22 protein-coding genes are annotated in these 23,987 nt (G+C 57.3%); 19 read left to right on the top strand and 3 right to left on the bottom strand.

Going from position 1 to position 23,987, the window contains the following annotated elements; translation table 11 throughout:
- Positions 1–185: 185 nt before the first annotated feature.
- The 7 genes from fsa to TH3_RS01400 all read left to right on the top strand — a co-directional run bounded on the left by fsa (position 186) and on the right by TH3_RS01400 (position 5,692).
- Positions 186–842, top strand: a complete 657-nt coding sequence (gene fsa, locus TH3_RS01430; RefSeq protein ID WP_007089186.1) for a fructose-6-phosphate aldolase — start codon at positions 186–188, stop codon at positions 840–842.
- A 115-nt stretch (positions 843–957) separates the two neighbouring features.
- A complete protein-coding gene (locus TH3_RS01425) occupies positions 958–1,647 on the top strand; it encodes a DUF484 family protein (protein ID WP_007089187.1) in 690 nt (229 codons plus the stop codon).
- Positions 1,626–2,588, top strand: coding sequence for a tyrosine recombinase XerC (locus TH3_RS01420; protein ID WP_007089188.1), 963 nt, complete (start codon positions 1,626–1,628; stop codon positions 2,586–2,588). The genes TH3_RS01425 and TH3_RS01420 overlap by 22 nt, the downstream gene beginning before the upstream one ends.
- 73 nt (positions 2,589–2,661) lie before the next feature.
- Positions 2,662–2,955: a YrhK family protein gene (locus TH3_RS01415; protein WP_007089189.1), complete on the top strand. Its 294-nt coding sequence runs from the start codon at positions 2,662–2,664 to the stop codon at positions 2,953–2,955.
- Between the two features lie 108 nt (positions 2,956–3,063).
- Positions 3,064–3,669: a glutathione S-transferase gene (locus TH3_RS01410; RefSeq protein WP_007089190.1), complete on the top strand. Its 606-nt coding sequence runs from the start codon at positions 3,064–3,066 to the stop codon at positions 3,667–3,669.
- Between the two features lie 100 nt (positions 3,670–3,769).
- Positions 3,770–4,261 carry a class I SAM-dependent methyltransferase gene (locus TH3_RS01405; protein ID WP_007089191.1) on the top strand — a complete coding sequence of 164 codons (492 nt, stop codon included), beginning with the start codon at positions 3,770–3,772 and terminating at the stop codon, positions 4,259–4,261.
- 33 nt (positions 4,262–4,294) lie between these two features.
- Entirely contained in the window at positions 4,295–5,692 is a 1,398-nt protein-coding gene (locus TH3_RS01400; protein WP_139328119.1) for a glutamine synthetase family protein, read from the top strand.
- Positions 5,693–5,738: 46 nt separating this feature from the next.
- Here TH3_RS01400 and TH3_RS01395 read toward each other — a convergent pair whose 3' ends face one another.
- Complete coding sequence (locus TH3_RS01395; RefSeq protein ID WP_007089193.1) at positions 5,739–6,065, bottom strand: hypothetical protein; 327 nt, start codon at positions 6,063–6,065, stop codon at positions 5,739–5,741.
- Positions 6,066–6,483: 418 nt separating this feature from the next.
- Positions 6,484–6,723, bottom strand: coding sequence for a hypothetical protein (locus TH3_RS01385; RefSeq protein WP_233421825.1), 240 nt, complete (start codon positions 6,721–6,723; stop codon positions 6,484–6,486).
- A 276-nt stretch (positions 6,724–6,999) separates the two neighbouring features.
- Between TH3_RS01385 and nadA the strand changes: the two genes are divergently transcribed.
- The 3 genes from nadA (at position 7,000) to TH3_RS01370 (ending at position 9,368) form a co-directional block, all read left to right on the top strand.
- The gene (gene nadA / locus TH3_RS01380) at positions 7,000–8,022 is read left to right on the top strand and encodes a quinolinate synthase NadA (RefSeq protein ID WP_007089196.1); all 1,023 of its coding nucleotides are present in this window, start codon (positions 7,000–7,002) and stop codon (positions 8,020–8,022) included.
- Positions 8,023–8,093: 71 nt separating this feature from the next.
- A complete protein-coding gene (gene nadC / locus TH3_RS01375; RefSeq protein WP_420823191.1) occupies positions 8,094–8,945 on the top strand; it encodes a carboxylating nicotinate-nucleotide diphosphorylase in 852 nt (283 codons plus the stop codon).
- Positions 8,946–8,960: 15 nt separating this feature from the next.
- Entirely contained in the window at positions 8,961–9,368 is a 408-nt protein-coding gene (locus TH3_RS01370) for an NUDIX hydrolase (RefSeq protein WP_007089198.1), read from the top strand.
- Positions 9,369–9,386: 18 nt separating this feature from the next.
- Here TH3_RS01370 and TH3_RS01365 read toward each other — a convergent pair whose 3' ends face one another.
- Entirely contained in the window at positions 9,387–11,978 is a 2,592-nt protein-coding gene (locus TH3_RS01365) for a mechanosensitive ion channel domain-containing protein (protein WP_139328120.1), read from the bottom strand.
- Positions 11,979–12,132: 154 nt separating this feature from the next.
- On the opposite strand from TH3_RS01365, the gene TH3_RS01360 reads away from it, so the two are divergent.
- The 9 genes from TH3_RS01360 to lpdA all read left to right on the top strand — a co-directional run bounded on the left by TH3_RS01360 (position 12,133) and on the right by lpdA (position 23,963).
- A complete protein-coding gene (locus TH3_RS01360; protein WP_007089200.1) occupies positions 12,133–13,122 on the top strand; it encodes a zinc transporter ZntB in 990 nt (329 codons plus the stop codon).
- A 111-nt stretch (positions 13,123–13,233) separates the two neighbouring features.
- A complete protein-coding gene (zapE, locus tag TH3_RS01355; protein ID WP_007089201.1) occupies positions 13,234–14,358 on the top strand; it encodes a cell division protein ZapE in 1,125 nt (374 codons plus the stop codon).
- A 93-nt stretch (positions 14,359–14,451) separates the two neighbouring features.
- The gene (locus TH3_RS01350) at positions 14,452–14,748 is read left to right on the top strand and encodes a hypothetical protein (RefSeq protein WP_040059426.1); all 297 of its coding nucleotides are present in this window, start codon (positions 14,452–14,454) and stop codon (positions 14,746–14,748) included.
- 207 nt (positions 14,749–14,955) lie between these two features.
- Positions 14,956–15,906, top strand: coding sequence for a malate dehydrogenase (gene mdh / locus TH3_RS01345; RefSeq protein WP_007089203.1), 951 nt, complete (start codon positions 14,956–14,958; stop codon positions 15,904–15,906).
- A 138-nt stretch (positions 15,907–16,044) separates the two neighbouring features.
- Positions 16,045–17,274 carry an ADP-forming succinate--CoA ligase subunit beta gene (gene sucC, locus TH3_RS01340; RefSeq protein ID WP_267958671.1) on the top strand — a complete coding sequence of 410 codons (1,230 nt, stop codon included), beginning with the start codon at positions 16,045–16,047 and terminating at the stop codon, positions 17,272–17,274.
- Positions 17,275–17,276: 2 nt separating this feature from the next.
- Complete coding sequence (sucD, locus tag TH3_RS01335) at positions 17,277–18,152, top strand: succinate--CoA ligase subunit alpha (RefSeq protein ID WP_007089205.1); 876 nt, start codon at positions 17,277–17,279, stop codon at positions 18,150–18,152.
- Positions 18,153–18,221: 69 nt separating this feature from the next.
- The gene (locus tag TH3_RS01330; protein WP_007089206.1) at positions 18,222–21,134 is read left to right on the top strand and encodes a 2-oxoglutarate dehydrogenase E1 component; all 2,913 of its coding nucleotides are present in this window, start codon (positions 18,222–18,224) and stop codon (positions 21,132–21,134) included.
- Between the two features lie 105 nt (positions 21,135–21,239).
- The gene (gene odhB / locus TH3_RS01325) at positions 21,240–22,532 is read left to right on the top strand and encodes a 2-oxoglutarate dehydrogenase complex dihydrolipoyllysine-residue succinyltransferase (RefSeq protein WP_007089207.1); all 1,293 of its coding nucleotides are present in this window, start codon (positions 21,240–21,242) and stop codon (positions 22,530–22,532) included.
- 24 nt (positions 22,533–22,556) lie between these two features.
- Complete coding sequence (gene lpdA / locus TH3_RS01320; protein ID WP_007089208.1) at positions 22,557–23,963, top strand: dihydrolipoyl dehydrogenase; 1,407 nt, start codon at positions 22,557–22,559, stop codon at positions 23,961–23,963.
- The last annotated feature ends 24 nt before the right edge of the window (positions 23,964–23,987 follow it).

The raw sequence follows: 23,987 nt of genomic DNA, 5'->3' as shown, positions 1-23,987 counted from the left end.
TATTATAAACCCCGTCAGGATGCCTCTGGGTTGGTCGCATGATTATGCATAACCGGCTTGTGGCACAAAAGAAAACGGTCCCACAGCACTGGGCGTCTGGTACCGTCATTTGAATGGAACCGGACCCTATCAGCTAACCGCATCATCGAACAACGATCTTCAAAAGCTCCTGAGCAGGAAATCCAATGAAGTTTTTCATCGACACCGCCGACATCGACGCAATCCGCGAAATCGCCAAATCCGGCCTCGTTGATGGCGTGACCACCAACCCGTCGCTGGTTGCCAAAACCGGCCGTTCGTTCCTTGATCTGATCAAGGAAATCTGTGACGTGGTTGACGGCCCGGTCAGCGCCGAAGTTGCCGCGACCGACTATGAAACCATGGTTGCCGAAGGCCGCAAACTTGCGAAAATCGCCGACAATGTCGTCGTCAAGCTGCCGCTGACCCCGGATGGGCTGAAAGCCTGCCGCACCTTCACCGACGAAGGCATCCAGACCAACGTCACCCTTTGCTTCTCGGTCGGTCAGGCCATTCTGGCCGCCAAGGCCGGTGCGACCTATGTCTCGCCGTTCGTTGGCCGCCTTGACGATATTTCGTCCGATGGCATGCAGCTGATTGCCGACATCGCCGATGTTTACAACAACTACCCGAACTGGCAGACCGAAATCCTCGTCGCGTCCGCACGCGGCCCGCAGCATGTTGTCGATTCGGCCCGTCTGGGTGCCGACGTCGTCACGATCCCGCCGCAGGTTCTTGGCCAGCTGTTCAAACACCCGCTGACCGACAAGGGCCTTGAAACCTTTGTCGCCGATTGGGCAAAAACCGGCCAGTCGATCCTCTAAGACCGACAAATTCGGCCAAGGATCAGGTTTATCACCGGTCCTTAACACGCATTTAACCCGGCAGCCCGCATTGTGGCTGCCGGGTTTTTCGTTTCACTGCAAATTACCGGATCAGATGGAAAAGACAGCATTGCGCGCCGACGACGTCGCGGCCTACCTCGCCGAACATCCCGACTTTTTTGCCAACCGGCCGGACCTGCTTGACAGCCTTGACATGCCGGTGCGCGAACTGGGCTCAGGCATTGCCGACATGCAGCAATATGTCGTCACCCGCCTTCGTGATGAACGCGAAAAGCTGCGCGGTGCCACCAGCGAACTGATCAATATCTCCAAATCCAACCTCGAAACCCAAAGCCGCATCCATCGCGCGGTTCTGGCCCTGCTCAATGCACGCGGCTTTGATGTCTTCGTCGAAGCCCTGCAGGACCTTGTGCCCGAACTGCTTGATCTCGACGCCATCGCATTGTGCTTTGAAGAAAGCGAAGATGCCCCCGTGCCCCGGTGCGGCGGCCGCGTCCGTCGCCTAACCGCCGGTGCGGTTGATCAGGTTCTGGGCGAGGAAAACGATGTCTGGCTTCTGCCCGACAATGCCGGGGACGAGGCGATTTTTGGCCCGCAGGCCGATAATATCCGCTCCGCCGCCATTGTCCGCGTCGCACCCTTTTATGGCGATCCGGTCGGGCTGGTGGCGTTTGGCGTCGCCGAACCCGATTATTTCAGCCCGGCACAGGCCCATGACCTGATCATGTTCCTCGCCTCCGTGATTGAATTTGGTGTGCGCCGATGGCTGACACCGGCGCAATGAATAAGGGGCTTCTGGCCCTGACCCTGCCCGAAGACGTGCGCGATGCCATTGCCGACTGGCGGCAATGGCTTTCCGCCGAACGCCGCGCATCAAACCACACGACCGAAAATTATCTCGCCGATCTGTATGCCTTCCTTGGTTTTGTCCGGGGGCATAAGGGTGACACACCCGATATCGCCGTTCTTCTGCAATTAAACCCGCGCGATTTCCGAAGCTGGCTTGCCCGGCGCAGCATGGATGGCATGGCCAAAAGCTCCACCGCGCGCGCCCTATCGTCGCTGCGCAATTTCTATCGCTTCCTGGATCGTACCGGGCGCGGGCAAAATGCTGCGGTCAATTCGATCCGCAATCCGAAACTGCCGCAATCGGTCCCCAAACCGTTAAGCCCCGCCGATGCAATGGCCGTCCTTGATAATGCCGGCGCGTGGCAGGATGAACCGTGGCTTGCCAAACGCAACCTCGCCCTGTTCACCCTGCTTTATGGCTGCGGGTTGCGTATATCCGAGGCACTCGACCTTAATGCCAATCAACGCCCGACGGGCGATTCGATGGTCATCACCGGCAAGGGCAACAAACAGCGCCTTGTCCCCGTCCTGCAAATCGTCCGCGATGCGATTGATGATTATGTCCACACCTGCCCCTATGCGCCGAACGGCAATGAACCGCTTTTTGTTGGCGCGCGCGGCGGTCGGCTGGTCGCACAGGTCGCCCAACGCGAAATGCGCAAAATCCGGGGCTTGCTGAACCTGCCCGATACCGCCACCCCGCACGCCATGCGCCATTCCTTTGCCACCCACCTTCTTGCTGGCGGCGGTGATCTGCGCACCATTCAGGATCTGCTGGGCCACGCCTCGCTCTCGACCACCCAACGCTATACCTCGGTCGATACCGAACGCCTGATGGCTGTCTATCAGGGGACCCATCCCCGTGCGCGGCGATAGGCCACATATTCAAGAACGTTTGCCGCCATCATGCGTTACGGAAAAACAACCCACCCCAAAACGGGAGCCACGCATGAAGCTTTTCCAAAGCCGCCGCTTTGACGCATCCTCACGCCACCGACAGGTCTATAGCGCCTATGAAATCGCCTATACCACCGTCGACTGGCTGGCCGCGGTTCTGTTCGTCATCGGCAGCATCATGTTCCTTTATGATGATCTGATGCACACCGGAACGTGGCTTTTCATCATCGGGTCGGTGTGTTTTGCCCTGCGGCCCTCCATCCGCCTGGCCCGTGAACTGCACCTTGCCCGGCTGGGCGAGGCCGTCATTGAGCCCGGCAATTCCCCTGATTACCGCCGGGGCTGATCTCTCTTTCCCTGCAGGATTTCCACAATCGCGAAATTTGGGGTTCTTCGAAACGGCATTTCCCCCTTACACTGCGGGCAACTTGTTGAAATTCATCGGAGGAACCCCATGATCCTGCGCTCCAGCGACCCGTCACCCTTCGGCCGCAAGGTCAAAATCGTCGCCAAAATTCTTGGCATTTACGATCAGCTCACCATCGAAATGTCCAATACCAACGATCAGGAAGACACCCTGCGCAAACAGAACCCGCTGGGTAAAATCCCGATCCTGATCCTTGATGATGGCCGCAAGATTTATGATAGCCGCGTGATCTGCGAATATCTCGACGCGCAGGTCGATGGCGTCACCCTGCATCCGACCGAAGGCGACGCCCGGTGGGAAGCATTGACCCTTCAGGCGCTGGGCGATGGCATCGTCGATGCCGCAATCCTGCAGGTCTACGAAAACCGCATGCGCCCCGAAGAAAAGCGCCACGCCGACTGGCTGTCCTATCAGTCCGACAAGGTCAAACGCGCCCTTGATCAGCTCGAAGCCAGCCCGCCGTCACTGGCAGGCGACCTGACCATCGGCCATGTCGCGGTTGCCTGTGCGCTCGGTTATCTTGATCTGCGCTTTGATGGCAAATGGCGCGAAACTTACGCCGCCCTCGTCACATGGCTCGATACCTTCCGTGCCCGCGTCCCGGCCTTTGACGCCACGATTTTCAAAGGCTGACACCCCGTTCAAAGCCCCCGGTGCGGGTTAACCACCTTGCACCGGGCCGCTTTCGGATGATATCGCGATTTCACCCTCACCGCCCGGAGAACAAGAATAAATGTCCCGCCTTAACAGCGTCATCCGCCGCCTGCAGGCCCAGCGCGACTGCCTGAATGCCGCCGCCGAAATGATCAAGGACCATGACGGTATTGTTCTTGAAATCGGGCTTGGCAATGGCCGCACCTTCGATCATTTGCGTGAAATCATGCCGGATCGCGAAATCTTTGTCTTTGACCGCCAGATCGCTGCCCACCCGAAATGCATCCCCGATGACGATCACCTGTTTCTGGGCGACATTTTCGAAACCCTGCCAATGGCGGTTGAACGCTTTGCTGGCAAGGTCGCACTGGTCCATTCCGATGTCGGGACGGGGGACGAGGCGCTCAACGCCAAAATCGCATCCTTCATCGGCAAAACCCTGCCGCTGTCCCTGATCAAGGGCGCGATTGTCGCCTCCGATCAGAAAATCGACGTACCCGGCACCATCGCCGAACCGCTCCCCGAAGGCGTCCCGCAGGATCGCTATTTCTTCCGCCGTTATCAGGGCTAAAACCAAAACCGCCCCCCATCAGGAATTCGACCCGTGTCCAGCACCAACGCCCCTGCCCCCTCATCCCCCAGCGGCTCCAATATGTCCGAGGCCGCGGCATTCCTTGCCAAATACCCCGATGTCGAGGCCATCGACATCATCCTGACCGATTTTCACGGCATCGGGCGCGGCAAGATGATCCGCCGTCACGAGCTTGAAGGCATCTATAAATCCGGGCGCGGTTTGCCGACCTCGATCTTCGGGCAGGATGTCACGGGCGAGGATGTCGATGATTGCGGGCTGGTCCAGACCGGCGGCGGCGGCGATGGTCGTTGCTGGCCAGTACCCGGAACGCTTGGCTATCTGCCCCACACGGGCCGGGGGCAGCTTCTGATCAGCATGTATAACGAGGATACAACCCCGCACGATGTCGATCCGCGCAATGTGTTCTTCACTCAGGTCAACCGCGCCAATGCCCTTGGCTTTGCCCCAATGGGCGCGTTCGAACTGGAATTCTATCTGGTGGACCGCGATGCCGACGCGGGCCGGCTTTATCACCCGGCATCCTATGCCATGACCAAACGCCGCTCACTGCTGCGCAACACCATGTCGGTCGATGAAATCGATGAAATGTCGCCGCTTTTTGATGCGGTCTATGAAGGGGCGAAGCATCTTGATCTGACGCTTGAAACCCTGATTTCCGAATATGGGCCGGGCCAGTATGAAATGACGATCCGCTATCGCGATCTGATGCGCGCGGCCGATGATGTCATCATCGCCAAACGCCTGATCCGCACCTGCGCGCGCCGTTTCGGAATGGAAGCCGTCTTTATGCCCAAACCGTTCGGCAACGAAGCCGGTTCTGGCATGCACCTGCATCTGTCACTCGCCGATGAAAACGGCAATAACCTGTTTGCCGATCAGCCGGACGGGAGCTTGAGCCCCCTGATGCTCAACGCCATTGGCGGCATTCGCGGCACGATTGGCGACACCATGCTGATCCTCGCCCCCTTCATGAATTCATGGCGCAGATTTGCATCCGCCATGTATTCCCCGGCATCCGATGACTGGGGTGTTGAAAACCGCACCGTGGCGCTTCGTGTGCCAGGCACACCGGGCAAAACCCGGCATTTCGAACACCGCATCGCGGGCGTTGACGCCAACCCCTATCTGGTCGCCGCCGTCACCCTTGGGGCCGCCCTTGACGGCATCGAAAACAAAATCGATCCCGGCCAGCCAAGTACCGATGAAATCGGCCATGACAAAGGCCCTAACGACCTGCCGCGCCACTGGCTGGACGCCATTGACCGCTTCGGTGCCTCCGATTTCAACAAACGCACGCTGGGCACCCGCTTCCACACCGCCTTCACCAAAATAAAGCAGGCCGAATACGAACATATGGCGCTGAAGGTCAGTGCAGCGGAATGGGAATATTACGGGTTTTCGGTCTGAAATTTGACCGGTTTACCGGTCAGGCTTTCCTGACCGGGGACCAGAATCAGAAGACGCGTTTGGCGCGGTTGTTTGATTTGTGCGCTGAAAACGCGACCCGCGGGCGGGAATCCATCATTTTCTGATCGCGCAGATGGGCGACTTCAAGATCACGCGGATCAACATTCATCATGCGGATGTCGCCCGCACGGTCCGCATTGGCATGCAGGTGCATCTTGGTCGAAACCCACTGATAGGTCGGATAGGTCACGTTTTCCGGAAGCGATTCTTCGGTAATCACCTTATAGGCCCCGGCTGGCAGTACTTCTGCCAGACCGCGCAGACTGAACGGCCGCGCGAAATTCAGGATTTTCGATGTGGTACGGTTTGTCAAAATAGCTCCTAGCGCGCAGATGCGCATTGGTTAAGAAAAACGACAGGAATCAATCCCGTCGCCAAATAACCACAGTTTATTTCAGGTGTATGCAGGCACGCGGAAGCGGACTTTATTCTTCAAAAAATCAACGCCCCAAAAATATCCGATGCGTTTTTGAACAAATAAAATTTGCGATTCTGGTAAATCGCGAAAATATCCCGCCGATTTTTACTTATATGAATCGATTTCCATATTTTACAACGAACTTATTTTTATTTTTACATCATCATGGAATCGGCACAGAAAACCATCGCCCGAAAATGATCCGGCGCGCAGTTCCCCGATAGTCTTTTGCGATTTATTTGTCCGGTTCTTTATCTGGCATTCCCCATCACCGTCAGACGGGGCCATTGTTCGGACCGGACAGGTGATGCTGTCAGTAACTCAGATCCAGACCAAGCATATTGCCAAGCCCGAAGGTAACGAGCCCAAGGACCAGAACCGCCAGCACGAAGATTGCCGCCATCTTGGCAGTCGCAATCAGCACCTTCCGCCTGCCGATCTTCTTTCCCTGATCGTAATGCCACTTGATGGCAAAGAACATGCCCGTGCCCAACGCGACACCCTTGAACGTACCAAAGGCTATAGGGACCCAATCCATATCAAAGACTCTCATCTGCATCATCTGCGCGTGTTATGCCCCCATCCCGGGCAAATGCACACTTCGCGTTCTGCAACGCAGATATGTAGCAGCAGGTCGCGGCTACCCCCGCGTTTATAGGCCGGGCGGTTATATTACGGTGAAGTGCCCTTCAACAAAGATCACCGTCATCCCCCAATTCCTTGCCATCCCGGTCCAATGGCGATATTGAGGTTTCAAACTGTCATTAACTTGCAATGCCGGGACCCGCTGCTTATCTCCGGCTTGCAACAGGCGAGATGAGACGACGCCATGAACCAGATTGCCACCATCGCCGAGGCCGCGCCCGGCGCAATGTCTGAAATGCAGATTGATCCGACCCTTGATCTTGAAGCGGAAATCGCCCGCCTCAAGAAAGAGAAAAACGCGATCATTCTGGCCCATTATTATCAGGACGGAGAAATTCAGGATCTGGCCGACTTTGTCGGTGACAGCCTTGATCTGTCGCGCAAGGCCGCCGAAACCGATGCCGATGTCATCGTGTTCTGCGGTGTGCGTTTCATGGCCGAGGTCGCCAAAATCCTCAGCCCGAACAAAACCGTGCTGCTGCCCGATTCAAAGGCCGGCTGCTCTCTCGAAGATTCGTGTCAGCCCGAACCGTTCCGCAAATTCCGCGAACAGCATCCCGATCACGTGTCGGTCACCTATATCAACTGCTCGGCCGAGGTAAAGGCCGCCTCCGATATCATCGTGACCTCGTCGAACGCGGCTGAAATCATCGATCAGATCCCGCTTGATAAACCGATCCTGTGGGCACCGGACCGTCACCTTGGCACGTATCTGGCCAAAAAAACCGGCCGTGACATGACGCTGTGGAACGGCTCATGCATCGTGCATGAACAGTTTTCCGAACGCGAACTGATCCGCCTTAAAACCCAGAACCCGGATGCCAAAATCGCGGCCCACCCGGAATGCCATGACGGCATTCTCAAACATGCCGATCACATCGGATCAACCCGCGCCATTCTGGAATATGTGATCAACGGCCCGGATCAGAAATACCTGATCGCGACCGAACCCCACATCATCCACCAGATGGAAAAAGCCGCCCCGCACAAGGAATTCATTCCCGTGCCCGGTGCCGATGGATCGTGCGCGTGCAACAACTGCCCGTTCATGGAACTGAACACGCTTGAAAAGCTTTATCTGTGTCTGGTCAATAACGGCCCGCAGATCATCATGCCCGAAGATTTGCGTGTTGCGGCGGTCAAACCGCTTGAACGGATGCTGGAAATGTCAAAGGGCATTCCGCTGAAAAAAGAAAACGCGGCCTAATTCGACCTTATCAACAGCCCCGCAGAAATCTTGTTTTGCGGGGCTGTTTTCCATCCCCCTCCCCCAAAAAGATGCGCCCCACCATGACCGTCCTGACCCAGGCTGAAATTTCCGAATTCATCGACCGCGCCTTTGCCGAGGATATCGGCACCGGTGACATCACATCGGACAATGTCATCCCCGCCGATGCGCGCCTGCGCGTCGCCCTTGAAACGCGCGAGGATATCGTGGTCGCCGGTCTGGATATCGCCCTTGAATGTTTCCGCAAACTGGTCCCCGATGCCAAAATCACCAAGCATTGCGAGGACGGCGATGCGATTACCGCCAAGGACGTGCTGGCCGTGGTCGAAGGCAATGCACGCGGCATCCTGACCGCGGAACGCACAGCCCTCAATACCCTGCAACATCTGTCTGGCATTGCCACCACCACACGCAGCTATGTCGCGGCGATGGGCGATACGACCGCCAGATTGCTTGATACCCGCAAAACCCTTCCGGGCTGGCGCAAGATGGAAAAATACGCCACCCGCATGGGGGGTGCTCTGAACCACCGCATGGGTCTTTATGACGGGGTGATGATCAAGGATAACCATATCGGCGTTGTCGGCTCGATCACCGAATGCGTGAAATCCGCCCGTGCGGCCAACCTGCCGAAAATCGAAGTCGAATGCGATACGCTCGATCAGGTCCGTGAAGCCACAGATGCCGGTGCCGACATCATCCTGCTTGATAACATGGGCCCCGATATGCTCCGTCAGGCCGTCGCGATTGTCGCGGGCCGCTGCAAGACAGAGGCATCGGGTGGTGTGAACCTGCAAACCATTGGCGCGATTGCCGCCACCGGGGTTGATTATGTCTCGGTCGGGCGCATCACCCAATCGGCCCCGGCGGTCGATATCGGGCTGGATGTCGCCATTCTCTGATCGGGGCAGATCACGATGAACGCTATCAGACCAGCCCCAAGGATTGTCGAAACCGCCAACTGGATTTTCCGCGACGGCGGCAAAGTCCTGTCGGTAAGAAGCCACGGGCGGGATCGTTTTTACCTGCCCGGTGGCAAGATCGATGCGGACGAAACCGCCATCGAAGCCCTGATCCGTGAAATCCGTGAAGAACTGGGCGTGATGCTGATCGAAAAATCCATCCGCCCGCTGGGCATCCATGCCGGTCGCGGCCATAACCAGCCATCTGGGGTTATTGTCCGCATGCAATGCTTTGCCGCCCGCTTCACCGGCACATTGACCCCATCACGCGAAATCGCCGAAATGCGCTGGCTCACGCAACGCGACCGTCACCTGATGGCCCCGATGGGCCAAAAGATCACGGCTGCGCTTTTCGATATTTAATACCGCCCGATTACCCGCTTAACGTGGCCCATCCCCGTCCGCATCCCCCCCGGCATCGGGGATACTGCGCGCCGCCGCATCCTTGTCGCGGTTTTCATCCTTGGCCGTCGATGGCGGTGTGGCCGGGTCGGCTCCCTCGCCATCACCTGTTTCGGCATTCGCCTCAGGAACATCATCCTTCGCCTCGATCACCGGCTTGGCATTGCCCCGCCCGGCATCGCGGATGGCGGCCGCCAATCTGTCGATATCGCGGAAATGCACATCCTGCTGCGGGAACGGAATTTCAACACCTTCGGCCCGGAACCGTTCAAGGATCTCGAACCGCACCGCACTGCCCACCGACAGAACATCACCGATATCGCGCAGGAAGTAGCGCAATTCGAAATCAAGCGAGCTGGCCCCGAAATCCATAAACACCACCTGTGGTGCCGGATAGCTCAGGATTTCGCGGCGCTTATCGGCGATCTCCAGCAGGATTTCACGCACCTTGTTGGCATCCGATCCATACGAAACCCCGATACGGATAATCCCCCGCCCGCTGCGATCTTTCAGCGTCCAGTTCATCACCCGGTTCGAAATCAGTTCGGAGTTCGGGATCACCACCGATGACCGGTCAAAGGTTTCGATCTCGGTCGCGCGCACCCGGATATCCTTGACCAGCCCCTGATCGGCCCCGACCACGATCCAGTCACCCACCTTGATCGGCCGTTCGATCAGAAGGATCAGGCCCGACACAAAGTTACTGACGATACTTTGCATGCCAAAACCGATACCGACCGAAATCGCACCGGCAATGATCGCAAGGTTGGACAAATCCATCCCCGCCGCCGAAATCGCCAGCAACACCGCAAGGCAAATCCCGGCATAGCCGAAAATCGCCGAAACCGAATGCTGCAAACCTTCGTCAAGCTTGGTGTTGGGCAGAACGCGCGTATTGAGCATCCGCTGGAAAAACCGCATGACGCCCAGAACCGCAAGGAACAGCAAAATCGCGATCAGAATGGCGCGGAGCGAGAAATTGATCCCGCCCACCTGTATCCCGATAAACGCCTTTTCGGCGGCATCAAGCAAATCCGCCCACGCAATGTCGGTAAAGATCAGCACCGCCAGCGGCACGGCAACCGAAAACATCACGACATCAATCGTCACACGCAGCCAGAAATAAAGCGTGCCATGCACCGCATCACTGGCCCCGTCATCATCGGGCGATGACGGTTTCACCAGATAGGTATGCACAAGGGCGCGCGCATAGCCGCGCAAAAGCCAGTAACTGGTGATAAACGCAAGCCCGGTCATCAGGTTTTCAAGGATGAACCGTGCGAGTGCCACATAGCCCAGAAGCGTCAGCACCGGCAGCAGGACCGCCACGATCCGCAATCCGCGGCGCGACCGTCTTTCGACCTTGGCCCATAATTCGTGCCGGTCCGGTTCGCCATGTTCCCAGAACACGCCAAGCGAACAGACAAACAGAATGACCGAAATCAGGAAAACGTTGGAAACACTTTGCACCAGCGCGATTTCAAGCGACGTGCCAAGCGTGGTCGCACCCTGCAACAGCACCAGATCGGATGCGTAAATCACCGCCGCCAGCAACGATAAAAGCCCGACAACCCGCGCCCCCGTCGCGGTCGTGCCCGCGCGCCGCATCCCCGGCAGGAACGGGGAATAAATACTGCGGATCGCCGCCCCGACAAACAGCAGGAACAAAAGGGCGGCAAAGCACTGATAGATGAAATCGCCCATGCTTCCGGCCAGAAGGTCGGGCTGTCGATTAACGATCTGATAGGCAATCACAAGCGCGATACCCGGCACCATCGCCGTAAACAGGAACCGCGTCCCCGATATCAATGAAACCCGGTCTTCCTTTGGCACATGCTGCCATCTTTCCGGCAACCAGCGCAGCACCGCGACCTCGCCGCCGATCAGGGCGGCCATCACGATAAACGCCAGCAACACCAGCCCCGGCGCGACCTCTGCCAGCTCGTCGCCAATCTGGCCTTCAAGATCAAGATCGGCATAGCGGCTGCGCACCATGTCGGGCAGCTCAATCGCGCCCGACCATACCTGGCCCCAGGTTTCGCCGTCCCACGGCACGTCAACCCGGCCCAGAATACGCCGCGTAAACCGTTCGCGCGAAATCCGCGCCAGATGGTCGGAAACCTCGGTCGCACGGAAATCAACCAGTTCAACCTGCTTGATCACGCCGCTGATCTCGGCAATGGCATCGTTAAGACGGGATCGTTCGGCGGCAACCGCGGGGACTTCACTTTGGCCTTCGGCGGGCGGTTCGCCCAGTTTGCCAAGGGCGGCATTCAGGCGGTTCAGACGCTCCGCCGCACTTGACTGCAATGTCGCACTGCCCTCGGTGATCTTTTCGACCTGGGCCCGGCTTTCATTTAACAGCCGCCCGCTGACTTCGCCGTCCGACAGGGCCGCATCAATGTCATCAAGACCGTCATTCCAGCCAGATATCAGTTTCTGGCTTTGATCCAGTTCGATCTTCTGGGGATTTTCCTGTGTCTTGTCCTGCGCATATGCGCCGCCACTGATCAGGATGGCGGACATTATTGTCGCCATGATCCACACTACAATCGGTCGAACTGTCGTCATGATAGATATTCCATACTGACCTCTGGCGGGCGAATGCCCAAAACCCGTTTTTCCTGATTTGCAAACAGGTTACACTGTCGTCGATAACGAATCACGTCCCGTTTCGTTCCCGGACCGGCCCCAACCTGTCTTCAAGCACCAGACGGAGCCCCACATGCCTTCATCCGCCCTGATCAATGCTTTTAAACTCGATAGCGACGGCAACGGAACGCCCCTTGAATGGCAGGACATCAGCAAAAACCTTCCCCAAACCGGTGAACATGAATTTCTCTGGGTGCATCTCGACTGGATGGCCGATGGCGTCCGGCGCTGGCTGATCGATATTGTCGGACTTGACCCCACCATCGCCGATAACCTGTCCACGCGCGGCACCCGGCCATCGGTCTTCTTTTATGATCATGGCTATTCGATGAATTTGCGGGGCGTCAATCTGAACGCCGAAAATGATCCCGCCGATATGATTTCGGCCCGCTTCTGGGTATCGGGCAATCTGGTGATTACGCTGCGCAACCGGTCGCTGAAGGCATTTGATGATATCCGGGCCGCGATTGCGCAGAATAACGCGCCGCGCAATCCCGATGATTTCGTCCTCACCGTCGCCGAACGGCTGGTATTTCGCGTCGACAATGTCGTGCTTGGCCTCGAAGACGAAGTCGACACCATCGAAGACGATCAGGAAGGCACGCCTGAAAACAAAACCCTGCCGCTGCGTCGGCGCTGTTCGGATGTCCGCAATCAGCTTTTGCGTCTGCGCCGCCACCTGTCCCCGCAACGCGATGCGCTGGCGCAATATGTCGAACATAAAACCGCCTGGCTTGATAAACGCTATAAACGCCGCGCACGCACGCTGACCGATAAAACCATCCGCCTGGTCGAAGAATTTGACTCCCTTCGCGAACGCATCCAGATCGTCAATGAAAACATGATGGCGCTGGAAACCGAACGCATGAACCGCACCATGTACTGGCTGACCGTGATCGCCGGTCTGTTCCTGCCGATCAGTTTCGTCACCGGGCTTCTGGGCATCAATGTCGGCGGAATTCCCGCCGCCGAAAGCCCGTTTGGCTTTCTGGGCGTTTCGATCATTCTGGCCGGGATTGTCCTGTTTGAAATCTGGCTGTTTAAAAAGATGCGCCTGATCTGATTCCAAAACACGGCATAAACACCTATGTCACATCAGCATGTTGCATTGCAAAGCAGCTTGGCGCTATGACATTGCCTCCTTATTCCTTTTCACTGCATGACGAGATCCTTGATGACCGACGGCCCGCTTTCACGTTACCGCGCGAAAATCACCGCGGGCGAACTGTCCCATGATCCCATGCAGGAACTCTGTGCCGAAAAACTGCAAAGCCTGTTCAAGGCGCTGAACCATTACGAACCCCACACCGGGTCGGGCGGCTGGCGCGAACGGTTTGGCCTGACACGCCGCCGCGAAGAACCCGAACCGCCGCAGGGCCTTTATATTTACGGCGAAGTCGGGCGCGGCAAATCGATGCTGATGGACCTGTTTTACGAAACCGTTGCCGTGGATCGCAAACGCCGGGTGCATTTCCACGATTTCATGCAGGACGTGCATGATCGCATGCACCGTTTCCGCAAAACCAAATCAAAGGACGATGCCGACCCGATCCCGCCAATTGCCAAGGATCTGGCCAATGATGCGTGGCTTTTATGCTTTGATGAAATGCAGGTCACCGACATCACCGATGCGATGATTCTGGGCCGCCTGTTCGAACAGCTTTTTGATCATGGCGTGGTGATTGTCACCACATCCAACCGCATGCCCGATGATCTTTACAAAGACGGCCTGCAACGTCAGAACTTCCTGCCCTTCATCGACATGATCAAACAGAAACTTGATGTGCTCGAACTCGCAAGCCCCACCGATTACCGCATGCGCAATCTGACCGCGGCCGATGTCTTCCTGTTCCCGGCAGGTCCCGATGCGAAAGCGAAAATTGACGAGATGTTCGCAACCGTCACCGAAGGTGCGCGCGTCGCCCCCGACAGCCTGACCAACAAGGGCCGCAAGATCGAAATTTCCGCCGCCGGGGCCGGTGTGGCGCGCTTCACCTTTGACGAACTTTGCACCAAGCCGCTCGGACCGGGCGATTACATCGCGATTGCCACCCATTTCCACACCATCGTCATCGACCTGATCCCGAAACTGCCGGACTCGCGCCGTGATTGGGCCAAACGGTTCGGAACCCTCATCGATGCGATGTATGAACATAAAACCAAGCTGATCTGTGCGATTGAATGCGATCCGTCGGAAATCTATACCGACGGCGATTATTCGTTTGAATTTCAGCGCACCGTGTCGCGCATGACCGAAATGCGCAGCCAGGAATATCTCGACATGCCGCATCTGACCTGATCGGTCTGATGCCCCATCTGACGCCCCATCTGATGCCCCTGTGGTCCGGGCGAATTTGAACCCCTCAAAAACGACTCCACCCGCACGGGTTCAATGATGGCACAAAAATCACCAGCAGGTGCGGGTTGGCATGCCGATTCTTGCGTCTGGCGTGCATTTGTCTTTGCAAAAATGCAGAATCTGCCTGAAGCACGATTTCCTCATGCACCGCCTGCCGCATGGCAGATGGCCGTTTCCTGCAAGGCTGGACGTCAAAAGATAAGATCATGCGCATCAATTCGCGGCAAAAGCGCGACCTGCCTTTCCTTTAGGCAGCGCCAAGGCGCAAACAGGCTTTGGTTTTGCTGCCGATTTGCATTTATTCGCATCTGCAACATGATTGGTTTTTAAGCGTTTAGACAATAGTTGCAACAAACCGGGAACCGGCGGTTTTCCTCGTGAAAACAGCGGCGTTTCCCCTTGTAAAAGCGGCCGAATCAGTTTACGACACTCGGTGTTTACGAACGATTCTTTCGCGTTCGCAGGTTTAAATTTTCAATCGCGCTCCCAAGTTGAGTTTCGACGCCTCGGAAGCGCAATAGGGAAGAAGGTAACGGAATGGCCCGCAACAAGATCGCGCTCGTCGGTGCCGGCAATATTGGTGGTACTCTGGCCCACCTCGTCGGCCTGAAAGAGCTTGGCGACGTCGTCCTTTTCGACATCGTTGATGGCATGCCACAGGGCAAGTCTCTCGACATTGCTGAATCCTCCCCCGTCGACATGTTTGATGCCGACCTCAAGGGCACCAGTGACTATAAGGACATCGCAGGCGCTGATGTCGTTATCGTGACTGCCGGTGTGGCCCGCAAACCCGGTATGAGCCGTGATGACCTCATCGGCATCAATACCAAGGTCATGACCCAGGTTGGTCAGGGCATCAAGGAACATGCCCCGGACGCATTCGTCATCGTCATCACCAACCCGCTTGATGCGATGGTCTGGGTGATGCAGCAGGCAACCGGCTTCGATCCGAAGAAAGTTGTCGGCATGGCTGGCGTTCTGGACTCTGCCCGCTTCCGTTACTTCCTCGCCGAAGAATTCAATGTATCGGTCAAGGATGTCACCGCCTTCGTTCTGGGCGGTCACGGCGATACCATGGTCCCGTCGATCCGTTATTCGACCGTTGCCGGTATCCCGGTTCCCGACCTGATCAAAATGGGCTGGACCACCCAGGAAAAGATCGACCAGATCGTTCAGCGCACCCGTGACGGTGGCGCAGAAATCGTCGCTCTTCTCAAAACCGGTTCCGCTTTCTACGCCCCGGCTGCTTCGGCAATCGCGATGGCCGAAAGCTACCTCAAAGACCAGAAACGCGTCATGCCGGTTGCTGCTTACCTTAGCGGCGAATACGGCGTTGACGGCCTGTATGTCGGCGTCCCGGTCGTTCTGGGCGCTGGCGGTGTTGAACGCATCGTCGAAATCAACCTCGACGAGTCCGAAAAGGCAAACTTCGACAACTCCGTGAACGCAGTTCGCGGCCTCGTCGAAGCTGCCAAGGGCATGCTCTAAGATCGCGAAGCGGGCTGGTCAGTGACCGGCCCGTTTTTCATTCATTGTCGTTATTATAACGTCAATGAACGCGGGCCTCGCAACAACGTCCCGTTATGAAGCAGGGACATTGAAACCACGATTTCTGACCCACAGGAAATCGTACGGAAGGCAAGAAAGCGACCGAACATGAATATTCATGAGTACCAGGCGAAAGAAATTCTTCGCAAATACGGTGTGACCGTGCCGAACGGCAAGGTTGCATACACCGCTGCGGAAGCCACCGAAGCGGCCCAGTCCCTGGCTGGCCCGGTTTACGTGGTGAAATCACAGATCCATGCAGGCGGCCGCGGTAAAGGCACCTTCAAGGAAGCATCCGCTGGCGATAAGGGCGGCGTTCGCGTCGTCAAAAGCGTCGAGGAAGTCGGCACCAATGCCGGCCAGATGCTCGGCGCGACCCTGGTCACCCACCAGACCGGTCCGGATGGCAAGGAAGTCAAACGCGTCTATATCGAAGAAGGCTGCGACATCGCACGCGAACTTTATCTTTCGCTGCTTGTTGACCGTGCCACTTCGCGCGTGATCTTCATGGCCTCCACCGAAGGCGGCATGGACATCGAAGAAGTTGCCGAAGCAACCCCGGAAAAGATCGTCACCGTTGACATCGATCCGGCTGCCGGTTTCTCGGGCTTCCATGGCCGTAAACTCGCATTCGCACTGGGCCTCGAAGGCAAACAGGTTTCCAAGGCCGTCAAATTCATGACCGCCATGTATAACTGCTTCCTCGAAACCGATGCAGCCATGGTTGAAATCAACCCGCTGGTCGTTACCGGTGATGGCGACATCATCGCGCTTGATTGCAAAATGAACTTCGACGACAACGCGCTGTTCCGTCATCCCGACATCGAAGAACTGCGCGACGAAGACGAAGAAAACCCGGCCGAGCTCGAAGCTGCAAAACACAGCCTCAACTACATCAAGCTCGACGGCACCATCGGCTGCATGGTCAACGGCGCAGGCCTTGCCATGGCAACCATGGACATCATCAAGCTTTATGGCGGTGCACCGGCAAACTTCCTTGACGTTGGCGGCGGTGCCACCAAGGAACGCGTGACCACGGCCTTCAAGCTGATCCTGTCTGACCCGAATGTCGAAGGCATCCTGGTCAACATCTTTGGCGGTATCATGCGCTGTGACGTGATCGCAGACGGCGTTGTGGCAGCAGCCCGCGAAGTCAGCCTGAACGTTCCGCTGGTCGTTCGCCTCGAAGGTACGAATGTCGAACTTGGCAAGAAAATCCTCGAAGAATCGGGTCTGCCGATTGTTTCGGCCGATAACCTTGCCGATGCCGCCGAAAAGGTGGTCAAAGCTGTGAAGGAGGCCGCGTAACTATGGCTGTTCTCGTCGATAAAAACACCAAAGTTATCTGCCAGGGTTTCACCGGTTCGCAGGGTACCTTCCACAGCGAACAGGCAATTGCCTATGGCACCAAAATGGTTGGCGGCGTGACCCCGGGTAAAGGCGGCACCAAGCACCTTGACCTGCCGGTCTTCAACACCGTTGACGAAGCGGTCCATGTGACCGGTGCCAATGCATCGGTGATCTATGTTCCGCCGCCCTTCGCCGCTGATGCGATCTTAGAGGCCATCGACGCCAAGGTCGAACTGGCTGTCTGCATCACCGAAGGCATTCCGGTTGCCGACATGGTTCGCGTCAAGCGCGCCCTTTCGGGTTCGAAAACCCGTCTGGTCGGTCCGAACTGCCCGGGTGTCATCACGCCGGACGAATGCAAGATCGGCATCATGCCGGGCCACATTCACCGTCGTGGCAAAATCGGTATCGTTTCGCGTTCCGGTACGCTGACCTACGAAGCAGTCGCACAGACCACCGCCGCAGGGCTGGGTCAGTCGACCTGTATCGGTATCGGTGGTGACCCGGTCAACGGCACCAACTTCATCGATTGCCTTGAACTGTTCCTGAATGACCCTGAAACCCAGGGCATCATCATGATCGGTGAAATCGGTGGTTCCGCCGAAGAAGAAGCATGTGAATTCCTGCAAGCTTCCAAAGTCAAAAAGCCGGTTGCCGGCTTCATTGCCGGTGTCACCGCGCCTCCGGGTAAACGCATGGGCCATGCCGGTGCTATCATCTCCGGCGGTAAGGGCACTGCGGATGCGAAAATGGAAGCAATGCGCAGCGCTGGTATTCTTGTTGCCGATTCCCCGGCAAGCCTTGGCTCGACCATGCTCAAGGCTTTGAACGGGTAATCAGGGTAGTCAGAGGAAAGGCAGGGGGAGGCGTGGTCTCTTTCGGGACCATGCCTTCCAAGACCACAAATGAAACCTCAAGATATCGACACGATTCTGAACGAGTCGAACGCAACCTACATCGCTGAACTTTATGCCCGGTATCAGAGCAACCCAACTGCGGTTGATCAGAGCTGGGCCGAGTTTTTTGACGGGTTGCAGGACGACGCCTCCGATCTCCTTGCCGAAATGCAGGGACCCAGCTGGCAGCCGCGGGAAACCAAGGTTGTTGGCGGTATGGAAGGTTACGACGTCTCACAGGGCCACGCCGAACGTCCCGCCAATGGCGGTTACGCACCGGCGGCCCACGCCGCACAACAGACCGCGCCGGTCAGCTCCGACGCCATCCGTGCCGCGGCACATGATTCGATTCGCGCCCTGATGCTGATCCGCTCCTATCGCGTGCGCGGCCATCTCGAAGCGAATCTTGATCCGCTGGGCCTTGCCCCGCGCGATCCGCACCCGGAACTCGATCCGAAAACCTATGGCTTCACCGAAGCCGACATGGATCGCCCGATCTACATCGCCAATGTTCTTGGCCTTGAAACCGCGACCGTTCGTCAGATCGTATCGTTGGCCCGCAAAACCTATTGCGGCTCGATCGGCATCGAATTCATGCATATCCAGGAACCCGAACAGAAATCCTGGATTCAGCAGCGCGTCGAAAGCATCGGCAACCAGACACAGTTTACCGCACGCGGCAAGGAAGCCATCCTTGAACGTCTGGTCGAAGCCGAAGGTTTCGAAAACTATCTGCACACCAAATATGTCGGCACCAAGCGTTTCGGCATCGACGGTGGCGAAGCCCTGATGCCGGCCCTTGAACAGATCCTCAAACGCGGCAGCCAGCTTGGCATCCGCGAGGTCGTGTTCGGCATGCCGCACCGTGGTCGTCTGAACGTTCTGGCCAATGTGCTCAACAAACCGTTCCAGGCGATCTTCTCGGAATTCATGGGCAACCCGTCCAAGCCGGACGACGTGATGGGCTCTGGTGACGTCAAATATCACCTTGGGACGTCCGCTGACCGCGAATTTGACGGTAACGTTGTTCACCTGTCGCTGACCGCGAACCCGTCCCACCTCGAAGCGGTAAACACCGTCGTTCTGGGCAAGGTCCGCGCCAAACAGGCACAGCGCAAGGACACCGCACGCGAACAGGTCATGGGTATCCTCCTTCACGGGGATGCGGCCTTTGCCGGTCAGGGTCTTGTCGCTGAAACCTTCGATCTGTCGCACCTCAAAGGCTATCGTACCGGCGGTACGATCCACTTTGTCGTCAACAACCAGATCGGTTTCACCACCAAGCCGTCCGATAGCCGTTCTTCGCCTTACTGCTCGGATATTGCCAAGGTCGTTCAGGCGCCGATCATCCATGTCAATGGTGACGACCCAGAAGCCGTGGTTCACGCCGCACGCATCGCGACCGAATTCCGTCAGGAATTCAAACAGGACGTTGTCATCGACATGTTCTGCTATCGCCGCTTTGGCCACAACGAAAGCGACGAACCGGCCTTCACCCAGCCCAAGATGTATGACGTGATCGGCAAACACCCGACCACCAAGGACATCTACGCCCAGAAGCTGGTCAAGGAAGGTCTTCTGACCGAAGAACGCGTCAAGGAACTGGATCAGAAATTCCAGAGCCACCTTGACGACGAATTCAAGGCCTCCGAAGCCTATCGCCCGAACAAGGCAGACTGGCTCGAAGGCAAATGGTCGGGCCTCGCCTCCTCGCACGGCGAAGATGCGGACTGGACCGGTCAGACCGGTGTGGAAAACGACTTGTTGCAGGAAGTTGGCCGGGCACTTTCGACCCCGCCCAGCGACTATGACATCAACAAGAAAATCCTGCGCCAGCTCAAGGCCAAGGCCAAGATGTTCGAAACCGGCGAAGGCATCGACTGGGCAACCGGTGAAGCCCTCGCATTCGGCACCCTGATGTGCGAAGGCACACCGGTGCGTCTGTCCGGTCAGGATTGCCAGCGCGGCACCTTCTCGCAGCGTCACGCAAAACTGGTCGATCAGACCAACGAGGCAAAATACACCCCGCTCAACAACATCCGTACCGGCCAGGCCGAGCTTGAAGTCCTCAACTCGCCCCTGTCCGAAGCCGGTGTTCTGGGCTTCGAATATGGCATCACCCTTGCCGAACCGCATTCGCTGGTTCTCTGGGAAGCCCAGTTCGGTGATTTTGCCAACGGTGCACAGGTCATCATTGACCAGTTCATCAGCTCGGGCGAAGCCAAATGGCTGCGCATGTCGGGTCTGGTGATGCTGTTGCCGCACGGTTACGAAGGTCAGGGCCCGGAACACAGTTCCGCCCGTCTGGAACGGTATTTGCAGCTTTGTGGTGAAAACAACATGCAGGTGGCCAACGTCACGACCCCTGCAAACTATTACCACATCCTGCGCCGCCAGATCCGCCGTTCGTTCCGCAAGCCTCTGATCCTGATGACGCCGAAATCGCTTCTGCGTCACAAACAGGCGGTCTCGCCGCTGTCCGAATTCGGACCGGGGACCGTCTTCAAATCAGTGATCAGCGAAACCGGCAAACTGACCGATGCCAAAAAGGTCAAACGCGTCGTCCTGTCGGCGGGCAAGGTCTATTACGATCTGCTCGCTGAACGCGAAAACCGCGGGATTGACGATGTTGCCCTGGTGCGCGTCGAACAGCTCTATCCGTGGCCGGCCAAGGAACTGGCAGAAGAACTTGCCAAATATCCCAATGCCGACGTGGTCTGGTGTCAGGAAGAACCCGAAAACATGGGGTCCTGGTACTTCGTCGATCGTCGTATCGAAGGCGTGCTGTCTGAAATCAAACACAAGGCCAGCCGCCCGATCTATGTCGGTCGCAAGGCTGCCGCGTCCCCGGCAACGGGCTTGCTCAAGGCTCACCTGCGCGAACAGGCCGAACTGGTCGATGCCGCGCTGAGCGTAAAATAACTTTATCGGACGGGCGGGAAACCGCCCGTTCGACCCGCACATTCAGAATTCATTCGTATTCGGGCAGGCCCAAACTGTCTGATTGAAAAAACGGTCGAGGAAAAAATGGCGACTGAAGTTAAAGTTCCCACGCTGGGCGAGTCTGTTACCGAAGCAACAATTGCGAAATGGTACAAAAAAGTCGGTGATGCAGTTGCAGCCGATGAACCGATTGTCGAACTTGAAACCGACAAGGTCACCGTCGAAGTCAACGCACCGGTCGCCGGTGCGATTGCCGAACTGGTCGCCCAGGAAGGTGACGAAGTCGAAGTCGGCGCCCTGATCGCCATGATCAAGGAAGGTGCCGAAGGCGCTGCTCCGGCCAAGGAAGAAAAAGCCGAAGCCCCAGAAGAATCTAAAAAAGAAGAACCGAAGAAAGAAGAGCCGAAAAAAGAAGAAGCCAAACCGGCTGCTGCCCCGGCAGCAAGTGCTCCGGCTGCTTCGACCTCGGCCAATGCCGATCATCCGCTGCCGCCTGCCGTTCGCAAACTGGTCGAAGACAAAAATCTCGATCCGTCGAAAATTCCGGCATCGGGCAAAGACGGCCGTCTGACCAAGGGCGACGTTCTGAACTTCCTCGAAAATGGTGGATCGGCGCCGCGCGCGGCGGCTGCCGCACCGAGCGCCCCTGCTGCTCCGAAGCCGGAACGCGAACTGCGCGAAGGCGAAGAACGCGTCAAAATGTCCAAGCTGCGCCAGACCATCGCGCGCCGCCTGAAAGAAGCCCAGAACACCGCGGCCATGCTGACCACTTATAACGAAGTGGACATGACCAACCTTCTGGCCTGCCGTAACCAGTACAAGGACGGCTTTGAAAAGAAACACGGCGTGAAGCTCGGCTTCATGTCCTTCTTCATCAAGGCCTGCACCACGGCGCTTAATGAATGGCCGGCGGTCAATGCCGAGATTGATGGCAACAGCTTCATCTACAAGAACTACTGCGATATCGGCGTTGCCGTTGGCACCCCGCAGGGTCTGGTTGTTCCGGTCATCCGTTCGGCTGAAAAGAAAACCTTTGCCGACCTCGAAAGCACGATTGTCGATTTCGGCAAACGCGCACGTGACGGCAAACTGGGCATGGATGAAATGACCGGCGGCTCGTTCACCATCTCGAATGGTGGCGTGTTTGGCTCCCTTCTGTCATCCCCGATCCTGAATGCGCCGCAGTCCGGTATCCTCGGCATGCACAAAACCCAGATGCGCCCGGTCGCAATCGACGGCAAAGTCGAAATCCGTCCGATGATGTATCTCGCCCTGTCCTATGACCACCGTATCATTGACGGCCGCGAAGCCGTTTCCTTCCTGGTACGCGTCAAGGAATGCATCGAGAACCCGGAACGCATCCTGCTCGACATCTGATCAGACAAAAGGATCAAAGAACTCATGGCTGAGAACTACGACGTTGTCGTGATCGGTGGCGGTCCTGGCGGTTATGTTTGCGCCATCCGCGCCGCACAGCTTGGTCTCAAGGTTGCCTGCGTTGAAAAACGCGGCACCCTTGGCGGGACCTGCCTCAATGTGGGCTGCATCCCGTCCAAGGCCCTGCTTCATTCGTCCCACCTCTTCGAAGAGGCGACCGAGCATTTCGATACCCACGGCATCGAAGTCTCCAAGCCGAAGGTCAATCTCGAAAAGATGATGGCCCGCAAGGACAAGGTCGTTGACAGCAATGTCAAGGGCATTGAATTCCTGTTCAAGAAGAACAAGGTCACCTATGTCAAGGGTGCTGGCGAAATCACTTCGCCCACCTCGGTCAAGGTTGCCCTTCTGGACGGCGGCGAAGAAACCCTGAATGCCAAGAACATCGTGATCGCCACGGGTTCGGAAGTCACCCCGCTGCCCGGTGTCGAGATCGACGAGAAAAACATCGTCTCCTCGACCGGTGGTCTGGTGCTCCCGAAAGTGCCGAAAAAGATGGTTGTCATCGGGGCGGGCGTGATCGGTCTCGAACTCGGTTCGGTCTGGCGTCGGCTTGGTTCCGAAGTCACCGTGATCGAATATCTTGATCGTATCCTGCCGGGCATGGATGGCGAACTGGTCAAACAGACCCAGCGCATCTTTGCCAAACAGGGCCTTGAATTCAAACTGGGCCACAAGGTCACCGGTGCGAAAACCGGCAAATCGGGCGTGACGCTCACGGTTGAACCGTCCAAGGGCGGCGATGCCGAGGAAGTCAAGGCCGACGTCGTTCTGGTCGCCATTGGCCGCCGTCCGTTCGTCAAGGGCCTTGGCCTTGATAAGGTCGGCGTCGAACTTGATGATCGCGGTCGCGTCAAGACCGACGAACATTTCCAGACCAACGTGCAGGGCATCTTTGCCATTGGGGATGCCATCATCGGTCCGATGCTGGCCCACAAGGCCGAGGAAGACGGTGTTGCGCTGGCCGAAATGCTCGCTGGCGAAGAAGGCCATGTCGATTACGGCAAGGTCCCGGGTGTTGTTTACACCTGGCCCGAAGTCGCCGCCGTTGGCAAAACCGAAGAGCAGCTCAAGGAAGAAGGCGTTGACTACAAGGTCGGCAAATTCCCCTTCACTGCCAACGGTCGTGCCAAGGCAATGGAAAGCACCGAGGGCTTTGTCAAAATACTCGAAGACAAGAAAACCCACCGCGTCGTCGGCGCACATATTGTCGGCCCGGCGGCTGGCGATCTGATTGCCGAAGTGGTCCTTGCGATGGAATACGGCGCCTCTGCCGAAGACATCGCACGCACCTGCCACGCCCACCCGGCCCTTGGCGAATCCGTCAAGGAAGCCGCCCTGGACGCCGACAAACGCGCGATCCACATGTAATCCTGATCAGGGCAACCCGATCCG

Origin of the sequence: Thalassospira xiamenensis M-5 = DSM 17429 (genome assembly GCF_000300235.2) — a bacterium.
Taxonomy (GTDB): domain Bacteria; phylum Pseudomonadota; class Alphaproteobacteria; order Rhodospirillales; family Thalassospiraceae; genus Thalassospira; species Thalassospira xiamenensis.
The sequence above is the reverse complement of the archived record's forward strand: the minus strand, read 5'-3'. Positions and strand labels throughout refer to the sequence as shown.

What these genes read in the sequence shown, in the direction of transcription:
- fsa (WP_007089186.1), top strand. Translation starts at nt 186, where the DNA reads ATGAAGTTTTTCATCGACACCGCCGACATCGACGCAATCCGCGAAATC.
- TH3_RS01425 (WP_007089187.1), top strand. Translation starts at nt 958, where the DNA reads ATGGAAAAGACAGCATTGCGCGCCGACGACGTCGCGGCCTACCTCGCC.
- TH3_RS01420 (WP_007089188.1), top strand. Translation starts at nt 1,626, where the DNA reads ATGGCTGACACCGGCGCAATGAATAAGGGGCTTCTGGCCCTGACCCTG.
- TH3_RS01415 (WP_007089189.1), top strand. Translation starts at nt 2,662, where the DNA reads ATGAAGCTTTTCCAAAGCCGCCGCTTTGACGCATCCTCACGCCACCGA.
- TH3_RS01410 (WP_007089190.1), top strand. Translation starts at nt 3,064, where the DNA reads ATGATCCTGCGCTCCAGCGACCCGTCACCCTTCGGCCGCAAGGTCAAA.
- TH3_RS01405 (WP_007089191.1), top strand. Translation starts at nt 3,770, where the DNA reads ATGTCCCGCCTTAACAGCGTCATCCGCCGCCTGCAGGCCCAGCGCGAC.
- TH3_RS01385 (WP_233421825.1), bottom strand. Translation starts at nt 6,723, where the DNA reads ATGAGAGTCTTTGATATGGATTGGGTCCCTATAGCCTTTGGTACGTTC.
- nadA (WP_007089196.1), top strand. Translation starts at nt 7,000, where the DNA reads ATGAACCAGATTGCCACCATCGCCGAGGCCGCGCCCGGCGCAATGTCT.
- nadC (WP_420823191.1), top strand. Translation starts at nt 8,094, where the DNA reads ATGCGCCCCACCATGACCGTCCTGACCCAGGCTGAAATTTCCGAATTC.
- TH3_RS01370 (WP_007089198.1), top strand. Translation starts at nt 8,961, where the DNA reads ATGAACGCTATCAGACCAGCCCCAAGGATTGTCGAAACCGCCAACTGG.
- TH3_RS01365 (WP_139328120.1), bottom strand. Translation starts at nt 11,978, where the DNA reads ATGACGACAGTTCGACCGATTGTAGTGTGGATCATGGCGACAATAATG.
- TH3_RS01360 (WP_007089200.1), top strand. Translation starts at nt 12,133, where the DNA reads ATGCCTTCATCCGCCCTGATCAATGCTTTTAAACTCGATAGCGACGGC.
- zapE (WP_007089201.1), top strand. Translation starts at nt 13,234, where the DNA reads ATGACCGACGGCCCGCTTTCACGTTACCGCGCGAAAATCACCGCGGGC.
- TH3_RS01350 (WP_040059426.1), top strand. Translation starts at nt 14,452, where the DNA reads ATGATGGCACAAAAATCACCAGCAGGTGCGGGTTGGCATGCCGATTCT.
- mdh (WP_007089203.1), top strand. Translation starts at nt 14,956, where the DNA reads ATGGCCCGCAACAAGATCGCGCTCGTCGGTGCCGGCAATATTGGTGGT.
- sucD (WP_007089205.1), top strand. Translation starts at nt 17,277, where the DNA reads ATGGCTGTTCTCGTCGATAAAAACACCAAAGTTATCTGCCAGGGTTTC.
- TH3_RS01330 (WP_007089206.1), top strand. Translation starts at nt 18,222, where the DNA reads ATGAAACCTCAAGATATCGACACGATTCTGAACGAGTCGAACGCAACC.
- odhB (WP_007089207.1), top strand. Translation starts at nt 21,240, where the DNA reads ATGGCGACTGAAGTTAAAGTTCCCACGCTGGGCGAGTCTGTTACCGAA.
- lpdA (WP_007089208.1), top strand. Translation starts at nt 22,557, where the DNA reads ATGGCTGAGAACTACGACGTTGTCGTGATCGGTGGCGGTCCTGGCGGT.